The organism is Leptospiraceae bacterium (genome assembly GCA_024233835.1).
Lineage (GTDB): Bacteria > Spirochaetota > Leptospiria > Leptospirales > Leptospiraceae > JACKPC01.
This window is the reverse complement of record JACKPC010000002.1, coordinates 883,928-900,984: the sequence shown is the minus strand read 5'-3', so window position 1 is coordinate 900,984 and position 17,057 is coordinate 883,928. Positions and strand designations below refer to the sequence as shown.

Here is a 17,057-nt window from a genome sequence, read left to right as displayed (position 1 = left end):
TTGTCTTCATTATGAAACTATCCGCTTCTATACTGGCCAGTCCTTTAACAGCTTTGTCAGGACTTCTTCCGTCCTTAAACCACGAGTCGATTGATTATATTCACCTTGATGTAATGGATGGAAATTTTGTTCCTCAAATAAGTTTTGGAGAGGCTTTTTGTAAAGAAGTATCAAAGCTTACCCAAATCCCTCTTGATGTTCATCTAATGGTGCATTCACCGGAAAAAGAGGTACCTAAATACTACGATCTAAAGCCGGAAATAATAACCTTTCATGCAGAAACAACAAATTTCATGGTCCGTTTGTGTGAAGATATACGATCTCGTGGTATTCGAGCGGGAGTAGCTCTCAATCCTTCCACTCCTTTAGAATCTATTGAGTTTGTACTTCCTTATATTGATCTATTACTTATTATGACAGTGGATCCCGGTTTTTATGGACAAAAGTTTACCCATAATGGTATGCAGAAAATTCGAAAAGCTAAAGAAATGATAAAAGGATATGAGATACTCTTAGAAGTAGATGGAGGGGTTAACTCGGGAAATATTCGTATGCTTTCTGAGATAGGTGTGGACATTTGTGTTACTGGTTCGGCTCTATTTACCGGAGGGGATGTAAACCGAGTAGGTCTTGAACTGAAAAGCTTGACAAATTAAAGCCTATCAATTTGATGTAAAAGTTGACCTCATATACTATTTTGAAATAAAAGGATTTGCCATTGGTTAAGTTAAGACTACAAAGAATGGGTTGTAAAAATAACCCCGAATACAGGATAGTGGCTGCGCAGAATACTTCACCCAGAGATGGAAGATTTATCGAAATCGTTGGGCACTATCATCCTACATCTTCAAAAGAACAGATTGTTGTGGATGAGAATAAAGCTATTTCCTGGCTCAAAAAAGGAGCTCAGCCGACCGGTACCGTGCGAGATATTTTAAAAAAATCAGGGATTTTAAAGAAATTAGAAAACAAACCTGCTGAGGCATAAGATTGGAATCTCTTGTTACCTATATTGTTTCATTTCTTGTTGAAAAACCTGAAGCCATTTCAGTGAAAGAAATTGCTGGAGATAAAGAAACTATTCTCGAGCTTCGGGTTGCACCTGAGGATATTGGAAAGGTGATTGGAAAAAATGGTAGAATAGCCCGATCACTCAGGACATTGTTAACAGCTGCTACTTCAAAAGAAGATAAAACCTATACTCTAGAAATAATTGACTGAAAAGTTTATTCATGTTGCTGTAATAGGAAGTGCTTTTGGTTTACAGGGAGAAATAAAAGCACGTTATTCTGGTGAAATACTTCGTACTTACAAAGTTCCCGGAACAGTTTATCTCGGCCAGAAGGAAGGGGTAAACCTTCGTAAATTCAGGTTGCTTTCTAAACGAAATAAGGCAGGATTCAGCATTGTACGTTTTGAAGGAATTGAAACCCGAGAAGCTGCTGAGAGCTTAAAAGGTATGAAGGTTTTTTTACCGGAGGCAGATGTTCCGGTTTTGAAAAAAGGGGAATACTATTCTTTTCAAATTATTGGTTTGAAAGTTTCATACGACAATAAGGAAATACCGGGATATACAATTTCAGATATTATGGATAATCCTGCTCACCCAATACTGTTAATTCAGAATGGAGAAACTGAAATTTTGGTGCCATTTGTTGAGAAGTTTGTAGGGGAATTGAGTATCGAAAAAGGAATAATCGAAATAAAAAACTGGCCCGATTGGCTATGAAATTTAACTTTATCAGTCTTTTTCCGGAAAAGATCCAGGCCTATTTTGAAGCCGGTCTTCAAGCAAAAGCCATAGAGAAAGGTGTGTTTTCTGTAAAAATTCTTCAATTAAGGGATTTTTCTTCGGATAAATTTAGACGGGTGGATGATACGATTTATGGTGGTGGACCCGGGATGCTGTTACAGGTAGAACCCATTGAGAAAGCTTTAGAATCACTGGGAGATGAAAAAGGCCTGGTTTGTCTTTTAAGTCCGAGTGGAGAAGTTTTTAACCAGGAAAGGGCTAAAGAATTAGCTTATGATGGAAAAAACCTGACATTTATTTCCGGATACTATGAAGGAGTCGATCACAGGGTAACTGAACATCTTGTTGACAGAGAAATAAGCCTCGGAAAATATGTAATTTCCTCCGGTGATCTGGCTGCACTTTGTGTGTGCGACGCTATTTCTCGTCTTTTACCGGGATTTATGGGAGGAGAGGGGAGTCTTCTGGACGAGTCTCATAACATAGAAGATGTTTTAGAATACCCGCAGTACACAAAGCCCTCAGATTATAAGGGTTGGAAGGTTCCGGAAGTATTATTAAGCGGTAACCATGCGGAAATTCAAAAATGGAGAGAATTAAATAGGAAGATAATTCCAAGGTAGAGGAAAATATGGATCAGATTATAAACGATTTATTTAAAGAAGATATGAGCCGTAGACAAAATTTTGATGTAGGTGATACTGTAAAAATCCACTTCAAGATTACAGAATCCGGTAAAGAAAGAATTCAGGTTTATGAAGGTGTAGTGATTGCCATCTCCAATAAAGGAAATTCAAAAACATTTACAGTGAGAAGAATTTCTTTTGATGTGGGAGTTGAAAGAATTTTTCCATTGTACTCTCCAAAGATTGCAAAAATAGAACTTTTAAGGAAAGGAAAAGTTCGTCAGTCCAGGCTCTACTACCTCAGAGACAAATCTGGTAAAAATGCCAGAATTAAAGAGAAAAGAGGAAGCCGTTCTATTGTTCAATCTGAACGTAAGAGACAGCAAGAAGAAGCTGCAAAGGAGAAAGCAGAGCAGGAAAAAAAGCAGGAGCCGCAGACTAACGCTGCTTGAGCCTGATCTATTTAACTCCAATGCCCGTTTTTTACAGGAAGAACTGAAATATCAGAAACACTTCGAAGTCTGCGGGATCGACGAAGCGGGGAGGGGCCCTTTAGCCGGGCCTTTATCCCTTGCTATAGTTTACTTTAAGCCACAGATACTGAAAGAGATATATGCAGGGAATCTTTTAGAGGGTTTGAACGATTCTAAAAAACTGAGCACAAAAAAAAGAAAAAGTTTATACCTCGATATACAAAAATTCTCATCTCTTACTCTACACCGTTTTGTTAGCCACAGATATATTGATTCTTTTGGAATTTCTAAAGCTATTTTTGAAGGTATCCTCTCTTTAAAAAATAAATCCCGATTAAGCTCACCACTCCTTTTAATTGATGGTAATTATAATTTTACATCTAAAGACCCGGAAGGCAAGTTACAATACCGTTCTATTGTAAAAGGTGATGAAAAAATTGCTTCTATAGCCGCGGCTTCTATTATTGCCAAAGAAAATCGAGATGATTACATGATAGAACTCGCAAAACTTTATCCGGAATATAGTTTTGAAAAACATAAAGGCTACGGAACTGAACTTCATAGAAAAAAGATTAAGGAACTGGGATATTCTAAGGTACACAGAAAATCCTTCCAAATAAAATAAATCTGTTGTCTTTATTGAGCAGGCATGTAAGGTTTAGAGAGTGAAAACAAATCAAATTGGAAATCGAAATTTTTCGATACGGATTTTTTCTGAATCCGGCGAATCTATACAGGATATTTTCAGAGAAGGTTATGTTAAAGCAAAAGTAACTGAAAGATTATCTTCTACACTTTTCCGAATTGTTTTGAATGGAAGAACTCTACATGCGAAATCTGGATTACAATTACATCCGGGAGAATTATTAAGTCTCAAACTAGAAAAAGGACAAACAGGCCTTATATTCCGTTTATTAGAAAGATCTTTTTCAAAGCATCACCTGGAAGAAGAAAAATTTATTCAAAAATTAAAAGGGTTTACAGAAAGACCTATCTCAAACTTGCTAAAAGAAGCAAAAATGTCCACTTTACATAAAAGCGAAGATTTGAAGGTGTTTCAAATTTTGAATACATTATTTCCATTTTTGGAGTGGAAAGAGGATGTTGCCTGTTTTTTTTGGAAATTTCAGGATGGAGAAGCAGAAGCGTATTTTGGGAAAAAAGCAAAGAAAAATACATATATTTTAAGGTATTCTTCTTCTCAGATAGGAAATTTATCCGTCTTATTAGACTGGCAGGAAAAAGATCTGAAGGACTTGAAGGTGCATTTCTTTTTCAATAAAGAAAGGTCCTATGAAACAGCCCTTTTTTTGATAGAAGATTTTTCAAAAGAAATGCTTGCTTCCGGATTTAAAGGGTTCAGTAGTTCTATATACTATTTAAAACCGTCTGAAAACCAGAATAAAGGTTCAGAATGGCTGGCTTAAATCAAAAAAGTATTGCATTAAAATTCATACCGGGTGAGAATAAAGCCCCGGAGGTTCTTATAAATACAGAAGGGAGCCTTGCGGACTTAATTCGGAAGCTCGCTGAAAAAAATGATATTCCGATTATTCGGGATGAAGGTTTAGCGAATGTTTTAAGTCTTGTACCGGAAGGTGAAGAGATTCCGGAGAATTTATATAAAGCGGTGGCTGCCATATACCGGTTTATACAGAAAATAGAAAAAGATTTGAATTAAAATCTTGTTTGTGTTAAGTTTGTACATTGGAGAAATGACTTTTTAATGAAGAAAATAAAGGTTTCAGAACTGCGTGTGGGGATAAAATTTTCTAAGCCAGTGTACTTAGATCAGGATAATGTATTCATTAACGAATTTACCCCTTTAACAGAAGCTGATATTAGTCGACTAAAAAAGTTTGGTTTTACTGAGATTTTAACAAATGGAGAAATTCTGGATGATTTTTCTAAACCTTCAGAAAGTTCATCTGAAGCGAACGTTAAGCCGAGTGTGAAACTGGCAGATTCTGATGATTTTATCCTCGAAAAGTTAGATTTAAGTAAGAGTTTTGAGGAGGAAGCTGAAGAAGTCAGGCGTGATTACCTGAATATTAAAAATGCTGAATATACCTTTATCCAGTTTTATCGTGACTCTTTTCAAACAATTAAATCGAATTTCAGAAAAGTTGCAGAAAAGAAAAATGTAGAATTTACTCCTTTCCGAGAAATTGCTGAAAACATCATTAACCTTGTGAAAAACTCAGGTAATATATCCTATCATTTACTTCAATACGAAGTGGAGGGTTATTATCTTTATAATCATGTCTTGTATTCTGCTTTTTATGCAACCATGATAGGTCAGGCTCTTGAGTTAAATCGTTCTAAACTCTTGGATTTGACTTCTGCTTCTCTTTTAGCCGATATCGGGATGACAAAAATACCTCCTGATATTTCCGAAAAAAAAGAAAAGCTTATTGAAGACGAAGCTAAAATAATCAAGCAGCATCCTATTATTGGCTATCATATACTGAATAATGTATTCAAAGTTAAAAAATCTCTTACGATACTTGCACTTCAGCATCATGAAAATTTTGATGGAAGTGGTTATCCTCAAAGGTTGAAAGGAGCTGATATTGATGATATGGCGAGGATCTATGCTATAGCCGATCATTTTGCGGCCCTGATTCATGATAGGCCCTGGAGAGAAAAGAAGATGCCTTATGTTGCCCTTCGTAGTATGTTGAGTGCAAATATGAATAAATTTGATTTACGTCTTATTAAATTATTTATTAATATCTTATCGATGTATCCGGTAGGTTCCTATGTAGAGCTTTCTGATAATTCCATTGCAGCTGTGGTAAGTACAAATGATTCAAAGCCTTTGAGGCCAAATGTTGCTGTTTTTAAAACCCCGGAAGGAAAACTTCTAAAAGAGAATCCTTTCTTTATTAATCTTATGAAGAATACCGATTTAAGTATTATTCGTGCAGTAGGTTCTCCATTCTAAAAATGAGTACATCTTCTAAGGGAAAACATGGTGAAGATGAGGCAGAGAAATACTTACTAAAAGAAGGACATACTATTCTTGTTAGGAATTTTCGTAAGCATCTGGGAGAGATCGATATTATCAGCCAGAAAGGTGAGACTCTTTATTTTTCTGAAGTAAAAAATTGGGAAATAGATTTTTTGGATACCCCCCTCCAAATTTTTAATAAGAAAAAAATTTCCAAAATGAGAAAGTTAGCAGAGCTATTTTTGGTAGAGAAAGGTTTCTTATCCAAGTATTATGTATCATTTTGCCTGTTGTATATACAAAAAGGTGAAATAATTTTTTATAAAGACCTTTTTTAATACTATTTCTGGTTGATCGGTATGGGGTTTTATGTATTAGTTAAATTGGAGAACCGTTATACAATTTTTATTTGGCTTATCAAGGAAGAGAAGCCCGATACATACAGGGAAGTAAAACCATGAGTAATGCAGCCTTTAGTAATTTAGATACTTTCTTTTATATAGATGAGTATGAAGTTGATCCTATGATTAATCGTAAGATCGCAGGCAAAACAATTCGAAGGAAGTTTGAATTATATAAAACCAAGTTGGAAGATCCACATTATATGGATTTTGCTATTAATAAAATTGCAATGGAGTTAACCCATTTTATCTCTAAGTAAATTATACCTCACTTGCTTTTTCTAAACGATTCATTATTGTTTCTTTCAGGTTATCATTTTTGGGCAATTCGCAGTAAATTTTTTCAAGTCCTTTTTTTTCACAATCAATGAAGAAAGAATATAAATTTTTCATATATTCCTGATTGTTATTTATTTTTAAGTTTAATCCCATTTTTACATTTAGTTCAAAACCTATTTGGCCTGCATTTAATTCTTCAATCTGAGGAAGTTTTGGAACAGCTATCACAACACATTCGGGTGAATAGTGCTTATATTTTAAACCGGGGCTTAAAATAAGCTCGGTATTTATTTCGGCTCCTAATTTTAAATCAGGTAAATAAAACTTTAATTCTTCAAATGATATTCCACCCGGTCTGAGTAAAACAGGTGGTGAGGTACTTAAATTGATTACAGTAGACTCCATACCAATTTCAGATTGTTCTCCTATAAGAATTGCATTTACCTTGCCCTTAAAAACTTCTCGGGCATCTTCCCAGCGGGTTATAGAAGGTTTACCGGATAGGTTTGCAGAAGGAGCTGCGATAGGAAGATTTGAATGCTCCAACATTTTTTGTGCTAAAGGATTGGAAGGAATTCTTAGACCTATAGTAGGTAGACCGGAAGAGAATAACTTTTCATCTTTTTTAGGAAGAATGTAAGTGATAGGTCCTGGCGAGAACACTGAGATTAATTCTTGATGTTCTGGTTTTAGTATAGCAAGTTCTTTAATTCTATCAAGGTTAGAGATATGTAGGATAAAAGGATTGTCTTTCGGTCGATTTTTTATAGTATAAATTTTTCTGCAAGCCTCCTCATTATAAGCTGAGGCCCCAATACCAAATACTGTCTCTGTTGGAAATATAACAATCCCTGCGTTTGCTAATATATTTCCGGCAAGCGCAGGGTCAGTTGTAATAAGGGTTTCTAAAGGTTCTGTCACCGCTGTATTAATTCTTTATCTGTTTTTTCTCTCTGTTTCCTTTTTTTTTTGGCTCTTGAGCTGAAGCGATTTTTTCTCTTTCTCTATTTTCTAACATTTCAATTTTTCTTTCAGCAATAGGAATGGGAGGAACCTGGTTGGTTAAAAGTAAACTCAGGTATTTGTTTATTCCCGGATCATTGTCAGATAACAATTGCCAGAAGGAGAAGCCGGCAAGATTATAACTTCTTAAAAGTTCCATTTTCTTTTCAAAGGCTTTACGGTTCATGAAAAAGGCTACTCTATCACAACCTCCTTCTGTATACCATAAGGATGGATCTTCATAAACTTTGTCCCTATGTATATCCATAAACTTACCCATATTTCTCCAGCTTTTTGAGCGACCTGCATGTCGATTAAAAATTTCTTCTACATCTGTAGGTTGGTAAAACTTGTGTTTTTTAGACTGGATCTTTAAAGCAGTAGAATAGTAAACTGCTTTTGCACGACTCTTGCAATTTAAAGCCCAATCATATCCATAAGTAGGGATAGCCATAAATAATTTTTTATTGGGTACTCGGGTAATTGCGTATTCAATAATATTCTCTAACCATACATTAGGACCTTGAGGACCGGGACCCGGATTATGGTATTTTCTCGGATGTAATTCATAGGCCATTATTTTAACTCTATCAGCATATTTCCCTAAGAATTTATAATCATGGGTGAGAGGTCCTCTCCAGTTTTCCTGAAAATCCATTTTTAAATTTTTACCTTTACAGTTTTTTGTGCGGGTATATTTGGAGGGAGTTTTGGGATGGACGGCTACTGATAATATTTTATTACGTTTCTTTAATTCTTTCGAAAGAATAACTATGAACTCTTCAAATTTCTCTTTTTTATCACAGGTCATTCCTTCGTAATCAATATCAATCCCATCATAGTTATATGTATCTACTTCTTCTAATATATACTTTATATGAAGGTCTCTGATGTCTTTTCTTCCATTCATTCCAATGTTTTCTGAAATTTTTTCGCCTTTATTCTCCCATCTGAATATAGTTGGAATGATTTTTATACTTGGATTTAGTTCTCTCAACTCTTTTATACGAGCCAGTTTATTTTTACTTCCCCAGTGAGAGACTAACTTTCCATTATTATTATGTCTTCCCTGCATACCATAAATGAATGGATGTATTTCATTATAGTATTGCACATTGTCTTTCATGGCTGAATAATCTGAAAACCAGGTTGAGGCAACAAAATCTGTATCTTCTGCGATCTTCTTTGGAACAATTTTCTTTTCTACTTTTACGACTTCTTCAACTTTCTTCTTTTCTGGTTTAAAAATAGCGATGAAGAAATTATAAAGCTTTTCTCCAAGCGGCAGTTGTTTTAAGAAGCCTGGTTGTTTTGAAGTTTCCTTTGGATGGACTTCTTTCTTTTCATCAATCTTGACGGTTTGGTTATCTTTATTCTTTTTTTCTTCTACCTGTCCAACAGGTTTAGGATTTGATTTAGGAGAATTGCCGGTACCTATTTGTACAAGAGATACTCCTATATAAAAAATTAAGATAGATATAACAGACCATAATAAAACTATGAGACTTAGTTTAAAATTATTCTTTGCTTTATTAGAGTTTTCTGTATCCAAATTGTGAACCTTCCTTTATACAAACTTTTATGAAAACGGGTGGGATAAGAGTGGAATAATTACTTTTCTGAGTTGCTGGAATACGTATATGGTTCGCTTTTTAATTTGTCAAGTGAAAAACGATTCCGAGTAAGTTTCTCAATATCTAATTCCTTTACCCGCTCTATCATTTTCAAATTTATGTCATAGGAAAAGTCTTTTAAAAATGCAAGAGAAGCTTCTTCATCCATCATTTCTCCCATGATTTCAATAGAATCTTCACTTAACCGGGCCGGTAAAGATTCCATTAGAGGAAGGCTGGAAAGAGCTTTTATTATGTCTCTGGACTGTAAGGCTTTTTCCAGAGAGTCTTTTAGTTCCTCTTTATGTTTTTCAAAAATGCTTTTTACTATTGATTTATAATCAATTTGATTACTGAGTTCATTAACTCTTTCTACAGATTTAATAAAAACTGCATCGGCTATCGTATCTACAATCACATCTCGAAAGCGAAACGTGAATTCACTGGTAATCATCCTCGATACTTCACGACTTCCTCCCAGTTTATAAAAAGAAATCCATAGCTTTAAGGCTCTTAAAAGCAAGAGGGGGCGAAAGATATGAAAAGGAAGAAGACCGATGATTTCATACCAGTCAGATTGAAGGAGTTTTGCTTTGTCTTCATGGGGCTTCCACCTTTTATAGAAGTCATACCCCCAGAATAAACAGGTGAATATATCGATAACAACGACCGAATAGGAAAAATAATTTGGAAATAGCCAGGAATAAGAATTTCGTAGCAGAAGAAAAAGTAAGTCAAATGCTAAAAGTACTAAAAGTCGTAAATCTCTTTTAGTTCCGGGGAAATATTTAATTAGAATATGTAAACTATCTAATATTCCTTTACTATTTTTAAACTCTTCCTGAAAACCTATTTTTTTCTCATTCTTTTTGGGTTCTTGCATTCAGACTTCTTCTTTTCCTTTTAAATGATTCGGTCTTAATTTATCTTTTAAAACTAATTTTACCCGGTTAATAACATCCATTGGATCAATGAGTTCCATGCAAGCAAAATCTTTTCTGTAGCAGGCTGTATTTCCATAGATACTACAGGGTCTGCAACTTAATGTTTCTACTTGCAAAACGCCAAGTTCGTCCTGCCCATACGGGCCAAAGCCGGAGTAAGGATGAGTTGTACCATATATGCCTACTACCGGAACCTTTAGTAAGGCAGCTATGTGTACATTCGAAGAATCCATACCGATAAGAACATGAAGTTTTTCCATCATTCCCAGTTCTCCCTTGATACCCATTTGTCCCGCATTTACAATATGGCAATCTTCGATTCCTTCTTTTAAAATTTTCAATTTGGTCATTTCTGAATTTGAACCAAAAAGGAAAATAGTAGCATTAAATTCTCTTTGGATGAGTTTTATCAGTGCAATCGATTTATGAAATGGCCAAATCTTAAGTGCATGACCGGCAAAGGGTGCAAAACCAATCCATAACTTATTCGGAGTCCTCGAAACATTCAGGGTTCTGGGATAGTCAAGTGCAAAAAATTTTGAATCTGGATCCACATTGATCCAGGGTCCCTGCCGAATTTTTGCTTCAAAGCCGGCCCTCGAAAAAACATTCATATACCTATCTACCGTGTGAGGGAGATGTGTCAGGATTTTATTCTTGCGTCTTATTTGGGCCTGTTTTTCTTTTCGACCTTTTATAATACGAAATGTAGGAACTCCCTTTAAACGAAACAGGAAACTTAGAAGTCTACTTCTCAGGCTTGAGTGTAAATCTATTACTTTATAAAAAGGTCCAAGCAGACTTATTTCTTTATAGAAATTCCAGATTCCCCTTAGGCCTTTAAATCTTCTAATATTAAAACCTACAACATCTACGTTTGGGATGTTATAGAAAAAGGGAGCATAATTTCCTCTTGTCACCAGTGTAATTTTAACACTGGGATATTCCGCAGCGATTGCAACAATAGCAGGTGTTAACAATGCCACATCTCCCATGGCAGAAAATCGCATTACAAGTAGGTTCATTTTTTTTCAGTATTATATAAAGCCGGATTTAAGGTTTTATCATTGTACATCTTCATTTGCCTGTAAACTTTGACATATTTAATCCCTTTTCCGAGGTCTTCCATTAGTTCATCAAGACAAATAGCCAGATCTTTCCTCTGTTCTAAAAGAATATTTAATTTTATCTGGCAATTTTTTAAATGCTCATTCCCTACATCAGTTCTCCTGGTTTGCTCTTCCATGTGGTATATTTTTAATTCGAGAATGCTCATTCTGTCAATTAACCAGGCAGGAGTTTCTGAGTTCATCCTTGCATTTGCCTGCGTGGAAATGGAGACAAATTGTTGTGTAATATAATCATCTATCCATTCCACAGTATCTACTCTCTTTTGGTTTAAATCATCTATTTTCCGTTTAGCTGCAATGAACTCATCCACGGGCAAATCAGGTTTTCGTATAATATCTTCAGTATGCCACTGCTCTGTATCAATTTGGTTTTTGTGGTACAATCGATTTTCTATCGAGTTATCTGTAAATGGATTTTTTGAAAACGTGTCTATTTTATGCCAGTCTATGATAGATTGTTGAAATATTGAAATAATAGGTTCTGCTCTTAGTTCCATACGGCTAAGATAAAATAATAGGCTGCTTTTGTAAGCCCAATTTTCATGTATTGGAAAATATTCTATAAGAAATTATCCTTCATAAAAATTATTACTTGTCAGAAGGGAAAGCTTATAGTATAGTAAGCGAAATTTTCTCCATGACAAAACCCGCGAAAAAGCATGTTAACCGAATTTTACTGGTTGAAGATGATTCTCTCCAAGCTGAATTTTTAGAAAGCTTTATCAATAGGTGGGGCTATATTTGTCAGGTAGCTGAAGATGGGGCGAAAGCCAGAAAGCTTATAGAAGAATGGGAACCTGATTTAATTCTATTAGACATTTTTTTGCCCGATACCAGTGGTATCGTGCTTCTTCAAGAGTTACGGGATAATCCAAAAACCGAACAGACTCCAACCATCTTAATGTCAGCTGACACCTCGGAGGAAACATCAATCATTGCACTTTCGAGTGGAGCTAATGATTTTCTTTCCAAACCCTTAAAAATTGCCGAACTTTCCTCCAGGATTCAAAAGGAGCTGGATCTTATTCATTATAAGAAGTCTCTTATCGAGTTGAATGAAAAACTGAAAATCGAGAAGAAGCGTCTTTTGAAGTTTTTTTCTGAGGATGTGGTGGAAGCCTTATTAACAGATGATGGGTATTCGGAGCTGGGTGGGAGTCTTTTAACTGCCAGCATTTTATTTGTTGATATTCGAAATTCTACTCTACTTGCCGAAAGGAACGATCCGAAGGACTTTGCCGGCTTTATCAGTATGGTATTTTCCGATCTGATGGATTTAATTTTTTCTTTTAAAGGTTCGGTTAATAAACTTCTAGGGGATGGAATCCTTGCTACTTTTGGCTGTCCCAGGGCAAGTAAGGATGATGCATTAAACAGTGTTCGTTGTGCTATGAAAATCAGGGAATGGGTGGAATCCTTTAACATGGTAAAACCGGATTTCATTACCTCACATGTCCAATTAGGGATAGGAATTTGTACCGGAACTGTTTTTGCCGGAAATGTAGGTTCATTCCGGAGAATGGAGTATACTGTGATGGGGGACCCGGTGAATACGGCCAGCCGTCTTCAAAGCCTGACAAAAGAAGTTTCTACAGACATTTTAATCGATGGAGAAACGGTAAAAACTATTGGTGAATCAGTTGTAGTAGAACAGGTGCCAATAAACTTTGTTCGGGGTCGACATGGAACGGTACAGATATATAAGGTTTTAGAGCTAAAAGAGGAGCTTTCCCACAATAGCATTTTCGGGGATGGGACCTAATTCTCTGGAGTCAAGTCCTTCATCCCGGTTGTCTACCATTAACCAGTAGTAGCCTTTCTTGATCTGGATTGTATCGAGGTTATCTCTTCTCGAAAAAGTGCTTCGAAAAGGTTTCCTCTTATCGGATTGTAGTATTTTATAGGTTTCTTGCAGGATCCTGCCATTTTTCAGGATGGTTTTATTTCTTATCTGGATTTTATCACCGGATGAAGCAATCACACGGGCGAGAAGCAAGGCATCGTTTTGCGGATTTTTAAATAGAATAATATCTCCATATTGTAGGTTTTGAACCGAAAACCAGGACTTGATGTAGGCGGTCTTTCCCGGAAGGATACCGGGTGCCATGGTATTGGTTTTTACAGTAAGCGGGTACAGTAAAAAAGTTTTTACCAAAAATGATAAAAGGAAAGCAATGGGAATGCTGAGAAAACTTCGAACCAGGTAAGGTTTGAGCCCTTTCTTATTTTTCTGGGAGGGATCGTAGGAATCAACCGGATACAACATAAATACAGAATTTTGATAAGTGGATCTCAGAAAAGCTTTTTAAGATTACTCTAAAAAAAAACCGGGAGGGTCTCCCGGTTTTGGTAAGGTATATGGAAAATGTTTTTACGAAAACGTTTTCCAGAATAGAGGTTATTAAACAATTAGTTTAGGGCGATTTTCCCTTCGTTGCAGGCCGGAAGAAAGGTTTTTTTGGCTTCTTCTTCTGCTACTTTTCCATCGATTTCGTTTCCAATGTGATTATAAATATGAATTACTTCTTTAATTTCAGTATAAGCAAGGCAGGATTTTCCAACTTTATGATGAGCAATAGAAGTCAGGAATAAAGTATTGGCATAACTGTTTGTATGTTTGAGCCCGAGCTCTTTGCGTATTTTTAAGGAGTTTTGATAATATTCTAATGCTTCTTCATAGTTTCCATGCTGATGCTTTAAACTTCCCAGGGCACTTAAGCGTAAAGCTTCTTCAGTTTTACTGGAAGACTTTCTTTCCTTGAATGATTTTTCAACGTCGGTAGTGTCCGGAATTGCAAGTAATACACAGGGAAGAGTAATAAGCAGCATGTTTGATATAAGTTTGAACATTTTTTTCTCCTATGCTTAACTTATTTGCAATATGCGTGCCAGTTTAAAATTGTAATAATTTTCTTTAGTTTTTAGTTGTAAGAAAAAAGAGAGTTTAGAGTTTGAAAGGAAAGGATGGTTTATGAATAATCGAAAGATTTTCCTGATTTTAGTATTATCTTTATTTTTGGGAGCCTGTAGTTCGGATAGAAGGGTAATGTTGGAACCGAGCCTCGAACAGATAACGGTAAAATCTGAAACTTTTTGTTTGGATTTTGCCTGGTACAATCCATTTACCTATTTTTGTTATGAAGAAAAGCCTCAGAGCCTGCGTTTAAGAGCCGTAATGGACAATCGAAAAGAGGAAAAGCACTTTTACCTCGATTATTATTTAGATGAATATGAGAAAGAACTTCCTGTAGGAGTTTCTATTCGGATTGGAGAAGCCTATTACAAGCTGGATAGGGCAGCTATTGACTTTGTGGACAGCATTAAGATTAGTTCAGAAGTAAATGAAAGTGTATTAAAAGAGATCGAAAAAGCCGAAGTTCTGGGATTTAGTTACTCCAATCGCAGTAATTCAGCGAATTATGAGTTTAAACAGACGGAAAAAGAAGAGTTTAAAAGCAGGGTACGTTATGTTCTGGAAACTATTCATAAACAAAAAAAGATGAAAGTGAACCTTCCAGAAAAGCAAAAGAAAGATTGACTGTGTAAAAAATGAGCAGTTTGTTTGAATTATTTGATTAAAAAATAAGCAGAGTATCATGCAGGATTTTTTCCTGCATGATTTCTAAACAGATAAGTTTATTCCGGTCTCATTAAAGGAAAAAAGATGGTATCTCGAATAGAATGGCTATTGGTAAGAAGCATAACCAGCCGGTCTATACCAATTCCGAGTCCGCCTGTTGGAGGCATACCGTATTCTAAAGCCCTGATAAAGTCATGATCCATCATGAAAGCTTCGTCATCTCCGGCTTCTCTCATTTTTACCTGCTCTTCAAATCTTTCTCTCTGATCAAAGGGATCATTTAGTTCTGAGAAGGCATTTCCCAACTCTCTACCTGCTACATAAGGCTCAAAACGTTCTACATAATTCGGATTATCTTCTCTGGATTTAGCGAGAGGAGAAAGCTCTTTGGGATAATCCGTTACAAAAACGGGTTGAATAAGTTTAGGTTCTGCTCTTACAGAAAAAACTTCATCAGCTACTTTCCAGATCGAAGTGCACTCGTCTGCATCAACACCTGCTTCTTTTGCTCTTTTTATAGCTTCATCAAGGGTCGTAATCGTTGAAAAATCAATGCCAGAGTACTCTTTTATGATATCTACATAGGAAACACGTCTCCAGGGGGGGCTCAGATCTAATTCATGATCATCGTATTTAAATTTTAAACCGGGACCTACTGTCTCTGCCAGATGAACGATTAACTTCTGGGTTAATTGCAGCATGGCTTCCATGTCTCCATAGGCCATATAGGCTTCCATCATAGTGAATTCCGGGTTGTGTTTTAAAGAAATTCCCTCATTTCGAAAATTTCGGTTTAGTTCGAAAACTCTGTCCATGCCTCCTACGATTAAACGCTTTAAATAGAGTTCCGGTGCAATTCGCAGGAATAATTGCATATTGAGGGCATTATGATGGGTTACAAAGGGTTTGGCTGCTGCTCCACCTGCAATAGGTTGCATCATAGGAGTTTCTACTTCAAGAAAGCCCTCATCAGTCATAAATTTCCTGATTTCGGAAATGATCCGGCTTCTCTGGATAAATACATTTTTTACCCCCTCATTTACCACGAGATCTACGTATCTCATCCGATAACGCTGTTCCTTATCGGCAAACGCGTCGTATATAACCCCATCTTTCTCTTTAACCACCGGAAGTGGGCGAATACACTTGGCAAGAAGTTGAACAGAACTCAGGTGTAGGGTAATTTCTCCTTTCTGGGTTTTAAACAGGTAGCCTTCAATACCAATAATGTCTCCGAGATCAAAGGATTTGAACAGGGTATAAGAATCTGTACCTATATCATCTCTGGCGATATAAAGTTGGATGGTCCCTGATTTATCTTTTAAATGAGCAAAACTGGCTTTTCCCATCACCCGTTTTGCAGAGAGCCTTCCGGAAAGCTTGAATAATTTTCCGTTCGGATACTTACCGGGATCCGAAGATTTTAAGGATTCAGATTCTGCCTGAAGGGCATCAAAATTTTTAATTAAATCAGCACTTAAGGAGTTGGGGAAGAAGCGAATAGGATAAGGGTTAATACCTTTTTCCTGAAGTTCCTTAACTTTCTTAATCCTCTGTTGGATTAATTCATTCTGTTCTTTTTCGTCTATATTCATTGTTAATTGTTCCTGTATTTTTTACGAAAAAATGTATTGCAAAAATTTTCCAAAAACATGGCTGAAGCCCCGGCTGGTTTGGAACCAATTCGAGGAATTAAAAGGTTCCGGATATATAGAAACATACACCAGTATTTTTAGAGGTGAAAGCACTTCTGTGTAAGCATTCAGGTGAAGCCTGCTATCGAAGGTTTCGGTCAAAAGTATAATAGATTTGATATTGCGAGCCACCAGAAGTCGTGCCATGTGTCTGGCATTGGAAGCCGGGCTAAACTCTTTTTGTTTGGGGACAGTCATAAGATCTATGTATTCCGGTAAAATTCCCCGCCTTAGAAAGTAGCGCAAAAAGGCTTCCTGGTAGTTTTCCTGCAAGCCAACTTTATTTTCTACTTCAAAGGATTCATGGAATAAAAGAAAGACTTTCCTGGCTTTTTTCTTACGGAATAGATTATAAAGGCTGAGTAATTTTTTTTGGCTCGGAATTTCCGGGATTTCGAGAAGAATACCGTCCACCTGCTCCGGAGAATACTGTGTAATCAGTAAAGTTGGAGAAAAAATGATGAGAAGTAGAAAAAAAACAAATGAAAAAGAAAATCCGGAAAGGAAAACCGGCCAATTGTCTTTCATGTTTTGAAAGCTAAAGCCCTGTCCACCGGTGTTCTCCATTAGAGAAACTAGAGAAATCTGGAAAGCCTTCAAGACAAGTAC

The 17,057-nt window shown here is 36.2% G+C and carries 23 protein-coding genes; 14 read left to right on the top strand and 9 right to left on the bottom strand.

Annotation, left to right across the window (positions count from 1 at the left end):
- The first annotated feature begins 11 nt into the window (after nt 1–11).
- From rpe to H7A25_13225, 12 genes are all read left to right on the top strand, one after another.
- Nucleotides 12–656 (top strand): ribulose-phosphate 3-epimerase, encoded by a 645-nt coding sequence (rpe, locus tag H7A25_13280; GenBank protein MCP5500873.1) that lies wholly within the window; start codon nt 12–14, stop codon nt 654–656.
- A 62-nt stretch (nt 657–718) separates the two neighbouring features.
- Nucleotides 719–988: a 30S ribosomal protein S16 gene (gene rpsP, locus H7A25_13275; GenBank protein ID MCP5500872.1), complete on the top strand. Its 270-nt coding sequence runs from the start codon at nt 719–721 to the stop codon at nt 986–988.
- Between the two features lie 2 nt (nt 989–990).
- Complete coding sequence (locus H7A25_13270; protein MCP5500871.1) at nt 991–1,221, top strand: KH domain-containing protein; 231 nt, start codon at nt 991–993, stop codon at nt 1,219–1,221.
- Nucleotides 1,214–1,729 (top strand): 16S rRNA processing protein RimM, encoded by a 516-nt coding sequence (rimM, locus tag H7A25_13265; GenBank protein MCP5500870.1) that lies wholly within the window; start codon nt 1,214–1,216, stop codon nt 1,727–1,729. The genes H7A25_13270 and rimM overlap by 8 nt, the downstream gene beginning before the upstream one ends.
- The gene (gene trmD / locus H7A25_13260; GenBank protein ID MCP5500869.1) at nt 1,726–2,376 is read left to right on the top strand and encodes a tRNA (guanosine(37)-N1)-methyltransferase TrmD; all 651 of its coding nucleotides are present in this window, start codon (nt 1,726–1,728) and stop codon (nt 2,374–2,376) included. Before rimM ends, trmD begins: the two co-directional genes overlap by 4 nt.
- 8 nt (nt 2,377–2,384) lie before the next feature.
- The gene (gene rplS, locus H7A25_13255; GenBank protein MCP5500868.1) at nt 2,385–2,831 is read left to right on the top strand and encodes a 50S ribosomal protein L19; all 447 of its coding nucleotides are present in this window, start codon (nt 2,385–2,387) and stop codon (nt 2,829–2,831) included.
- 184 nt (nt 2,832–3,015) lie between these two features.
- Nucleotides 3,016–3,477, top strand: coding sequence for a ribonuclease HII (locus H7A25_13250; protein ID MCP5500867.1), 462 nt, complete (start codon nt 3,016–3,018; stop codon nt 3,475–3,477).
- Nucleotides 3,478–3,517: 40 nt separating this feature from the next.
- Nucleotides 3,518–4,279: a hypothetical protein gene (locus tag H7A25_13245; protein ID MCP5500866.1), complete on the top strand. Its 762-nt coding sequence runs from the start codon at nt 3,518–3,520 to the stop codon at nt 4,277–4,279.
- Nucleotides 4,267–4,533, top strand: coding sequence for an EscU/YscU/HrcU family type III secretion system export apparatus switch protein (locus H7A25_13240; GenBank protein MCP5500865.1), 267 nt, complete (start codon nt 4,267–4,269; stop codon nt 4,531–4,533). Before H7A25_13245 ends, H7A25_13240 begins: the two co-directional genes overlap by 13 nt.
- A gap of 45 nt (nt 4,534–4,578) precedes the next feature.
- Complete coding sequence (locus H7A25_13235) at nt 4,579–5,799, top strand: HD-GYP domain-containing protein (protein ID MCP5500864.1); 1,221 nt, start codon at nt 4,579–4,581, stop codon at nt 5,797–5,799.
- 2 nt (nt 5,800–5,801) lie between these two features.
- Entirely contained in the window at nt 5,802–6,143 is a 342-nt protein-coding gene (locus H7A25_13230; protein MCP5500863.1) for a YraN family protein, read from the top strand.
- A 119-nt stretch (nt 6,144–6,262) separates the two neighbouring features.
- Complete coding sequence (locus tag H7A25_13225) at nt 6,263–6,466, top strand: hypothetical protein (GenBank protein ID MCP5500862.1); 204 nt, start codon at nt 6,263–6,265, stop codon at nt 6,464–6,466.
- Nucleotide 6,467: 1 nt separating this feature from the next.
- Here the strand turns inward: H7A25_13225 and H7A25_13220 are convergent, their stop codons facing one another.
- The 5 genes from H7A25_13220 to H7A25_13200 form a co-directional block, all read right to left on the bottom strand.
- Nucleotides 6,468–7,406, bottom strand: a complete 939-nt coding sequence (locus H7A25_13220; protein ID MCP5500861.1) for a threonylcarbamoyl-AMP synthase — start codon at nt 7,404–7,406, stop codon at nt 6,468–6,470.
- A 7-nt stretch (nt 7,407–7,413) separates the two neighbouring features.
- A complete protein-coding gene (locus tag H7A25_13215; GenBank protein ID MCP5500860.1) occupies nt 7,414–8,613 on the bottom strand; it encodes a hydrolase in 1,200 nt (399 codons plus the stop codon).
- A gap of 485 nt (nt 8,614–9,098) precedes the next feature.
- Entirely contained in the window at nt 9,099–9,983 is an 885-nt protein-coding gene (locus tag H7A25_13210; protein ID MCP5500859.1) for a hypothetical protein, read from the bottom strand.
- On the bottom strand, nt 9,984–11,069 hold the full coding sequence (locus tag H7A25_13205) for a glycosyltransferase family 9 protein (protein MCP5500858.1): 1,086 nt from the start codon (nt 11,067–11,069) through the stop codon (nt 9,984–9,986).
- Nucleotides 11,066–11,671 carry a DUF4254 domain-containing protein gene (locus H7A25_13200; protein MCP5500857.1) on the bottom strand — a complete coding sequence of 202 codons (606 nt, stop codon included), beginning with the start codon at nt 11,669–11,671 and terminating at the stop codon, nt 11,066–11,068. The genes H7A25_13205 and H7A25_13200 overlap by 4 nt, the downstream gene beginning before the upstream one ends.
- Nucleotides 11,672–11,766: 95 nt before the next feature.
- Between H7A25_13200 and H7A25_13195 the strand changes: the two genes are divergently transcribed.
- On the top strand, nt 11,767–12,936 hold the full coding sequence (locus H7A25_13195) for a response regulator (GenBank protein MCP5500856.1): 1,170 nt from the start codon (nt 11,767–11,769) through the stop codon (nt 12,934–12,936).
- Here the strand turns inward: H7A25_13195 and lepB are convergent.
- Together lepB and H7A25_13185 are read right to left on the bottom strand one after the other, a co-directional pair.
- Entirely contained in the window at nt 12,889–13,440 is a 552-nt protein-coding gene (gene lepB / locus H7A25_13190; GenBank protein MCP5500855.1) for a signal peptidase I, read from the bottom strand. The genes H7A25_13195 and lepB overlap by 48 nt on opposite strands.
- Nucleotides 13,441–13,583: 143 nt before the next feature.
- Complete coding sequence (locus H7A25_13185; GenBank protein ID MCP5500854.1) at nt 13,584–14,024, bottom strand: tetratricopeptide repeat protein; 441 nt, start codon at nt 14,022–14,024, stop codon at nt 13,584–13,586.
- Between the two features lie 121 nt (nt 14,025–14,145).
- On the opposite strand from H7A25_13185, the gene H7A25_13180 reads away from it, so the two are divergent.
- The gene (locus H7A25_13180; protein ID MCP5500853.1) at nt 14,146–14,712 is read left to right on the top strand and encodes a hypothetical protein; all 567 of its coding nucleotides are present in this window, start codon (nt 14,146–14,148) and stop codon (nt 14,710–14,712) included.
- 98 nt (nt 14,713–14,810) lie between these two features.
- On the opposite strand, the gene lysS is transcribed toward H7A25_13180, so the two are convergent.
- On the bottom strand, nt 14,811–16,349 hold the full coding sequence (gene lysS / locus H7A25_13175; GenBank protein MCP5500852.1) for a lysine--tRNA ligase: 1,539 nt from the start codon (nt 16,347–16,349) through the stop codon (nt 14,811–14,813).
- Nucleotides 16,350–16,370: 21 nt separating this feature from the next.
- A complete protein-coding gene (locus H7A25_13170; protein ID MCP5500851.1) occupies nt 16,371–17,048 on the bottom strand; it encodes a hypothetical protein in 678 nt (225 codons plus the stop codon).
- Nucleotides 17,049–17,057 lie beyond the last annotated feature (9 nt).

Bases quoted from the DNA above. Each gene is read 5' to 3' on its own strand.
- rpe (MCP5500873.1), top strand. From the start codon at position 12: ATGAAACTATCCGCTTCTATACTGGCCAGTCCTTTAACAGCTTTGTCA.
- trmD (MCP5500869.1), top strand. From the start codon at position 1,726: ATGAAATTTAACTTTATCAGTCTTTTTCCGGAAAAGATCCAGGCCTAT.
- rplS (MCP5500868.1), top strand. From the start codon at position 2,385: ATGGATCAGATTATAAACGATTTATTTAAAGAAGATATGAGCCGTAGA.
- H7A25_13240 (MCP5500865.1), top strand. From the start codon at position 4,267: ATGGCTGGCTTAAATCAAAAAAGTATTGCATTAAAATTCATACCGGGT.
- H7A25_13235 (MCP5500864.1), top strand. From the start codon at position 4,579: ATGAAGAAAATAAAGGTTTCAGAACTGCGTGTGGGGATAAAATTTTCT.
- H7A25_13230 (MCP5500863.1), top strand. From the start codon at position 5,802: ATGAGTACATCTTCTAAGGGAAAACATGGTGAAGATGAGGCAGAGAAA.
- H7A25_13225 (MCP5500862.1), top strand. From the start codon at position 6,263: ATGAGTAATGCAGCCTTTAGTAATTTAGATACTTTCTTTTATATAGAT.
- H7A25_13215 (MCP5500860.1), bottom strand. From the start codon at position 8,613: ATGAAAGACAATGTGCAATACTATAATGAAATACATCCATTCATTTAT.
- H7A25_13210 (MCP5500859.1), bottom strand. From the start codon at position 9,983: ATGCAAGAACCCAAAAAGAATGAGAAAAAAATAGGTTTTCAGGAAGAG.
- H7A25_13205 (MCP5500858.1), bottom strand. From the start codon at position 11,069: ATGAACCTACTTGTAATGCGATTTTCTGCCATGGGAGATGTGGCATTG.
- H7A25_13200 (MCP5500857.1), bottom strand. From the start codon at position 11,671: ATGGAACTAAGAGCAGAACCTATTATTTCAATATTTCAACAATCTATC.
- lepB (MCP5500855.1), bottom strand. From the start codon at position 13,440: ATGTTGTATCCGGTTGATTCCTACGATCCCTCCCAGAAAAATAAGAAA.
- H7A25_13185 (MCP5500854.1), bottom strand. From the start codon at position 14,024: ATGTTCAAACTTATATCAAACATGCTGCTTATTACTCTTCCCTGTGTA.
- H7A25_13180 (MCP5500853.1), top strand. From the start codon at position 14,146: ATGAATAATCGAAAGATTTTCCTGATTTTAGTATTATCTTTATTTTTG.
- lysS (MCP5500852.1), bottom strand. From the start codon at position 16,349: ATGAATATAGACGAAAAAGAACAGAATGAATTAATCCAACAGAGGATT.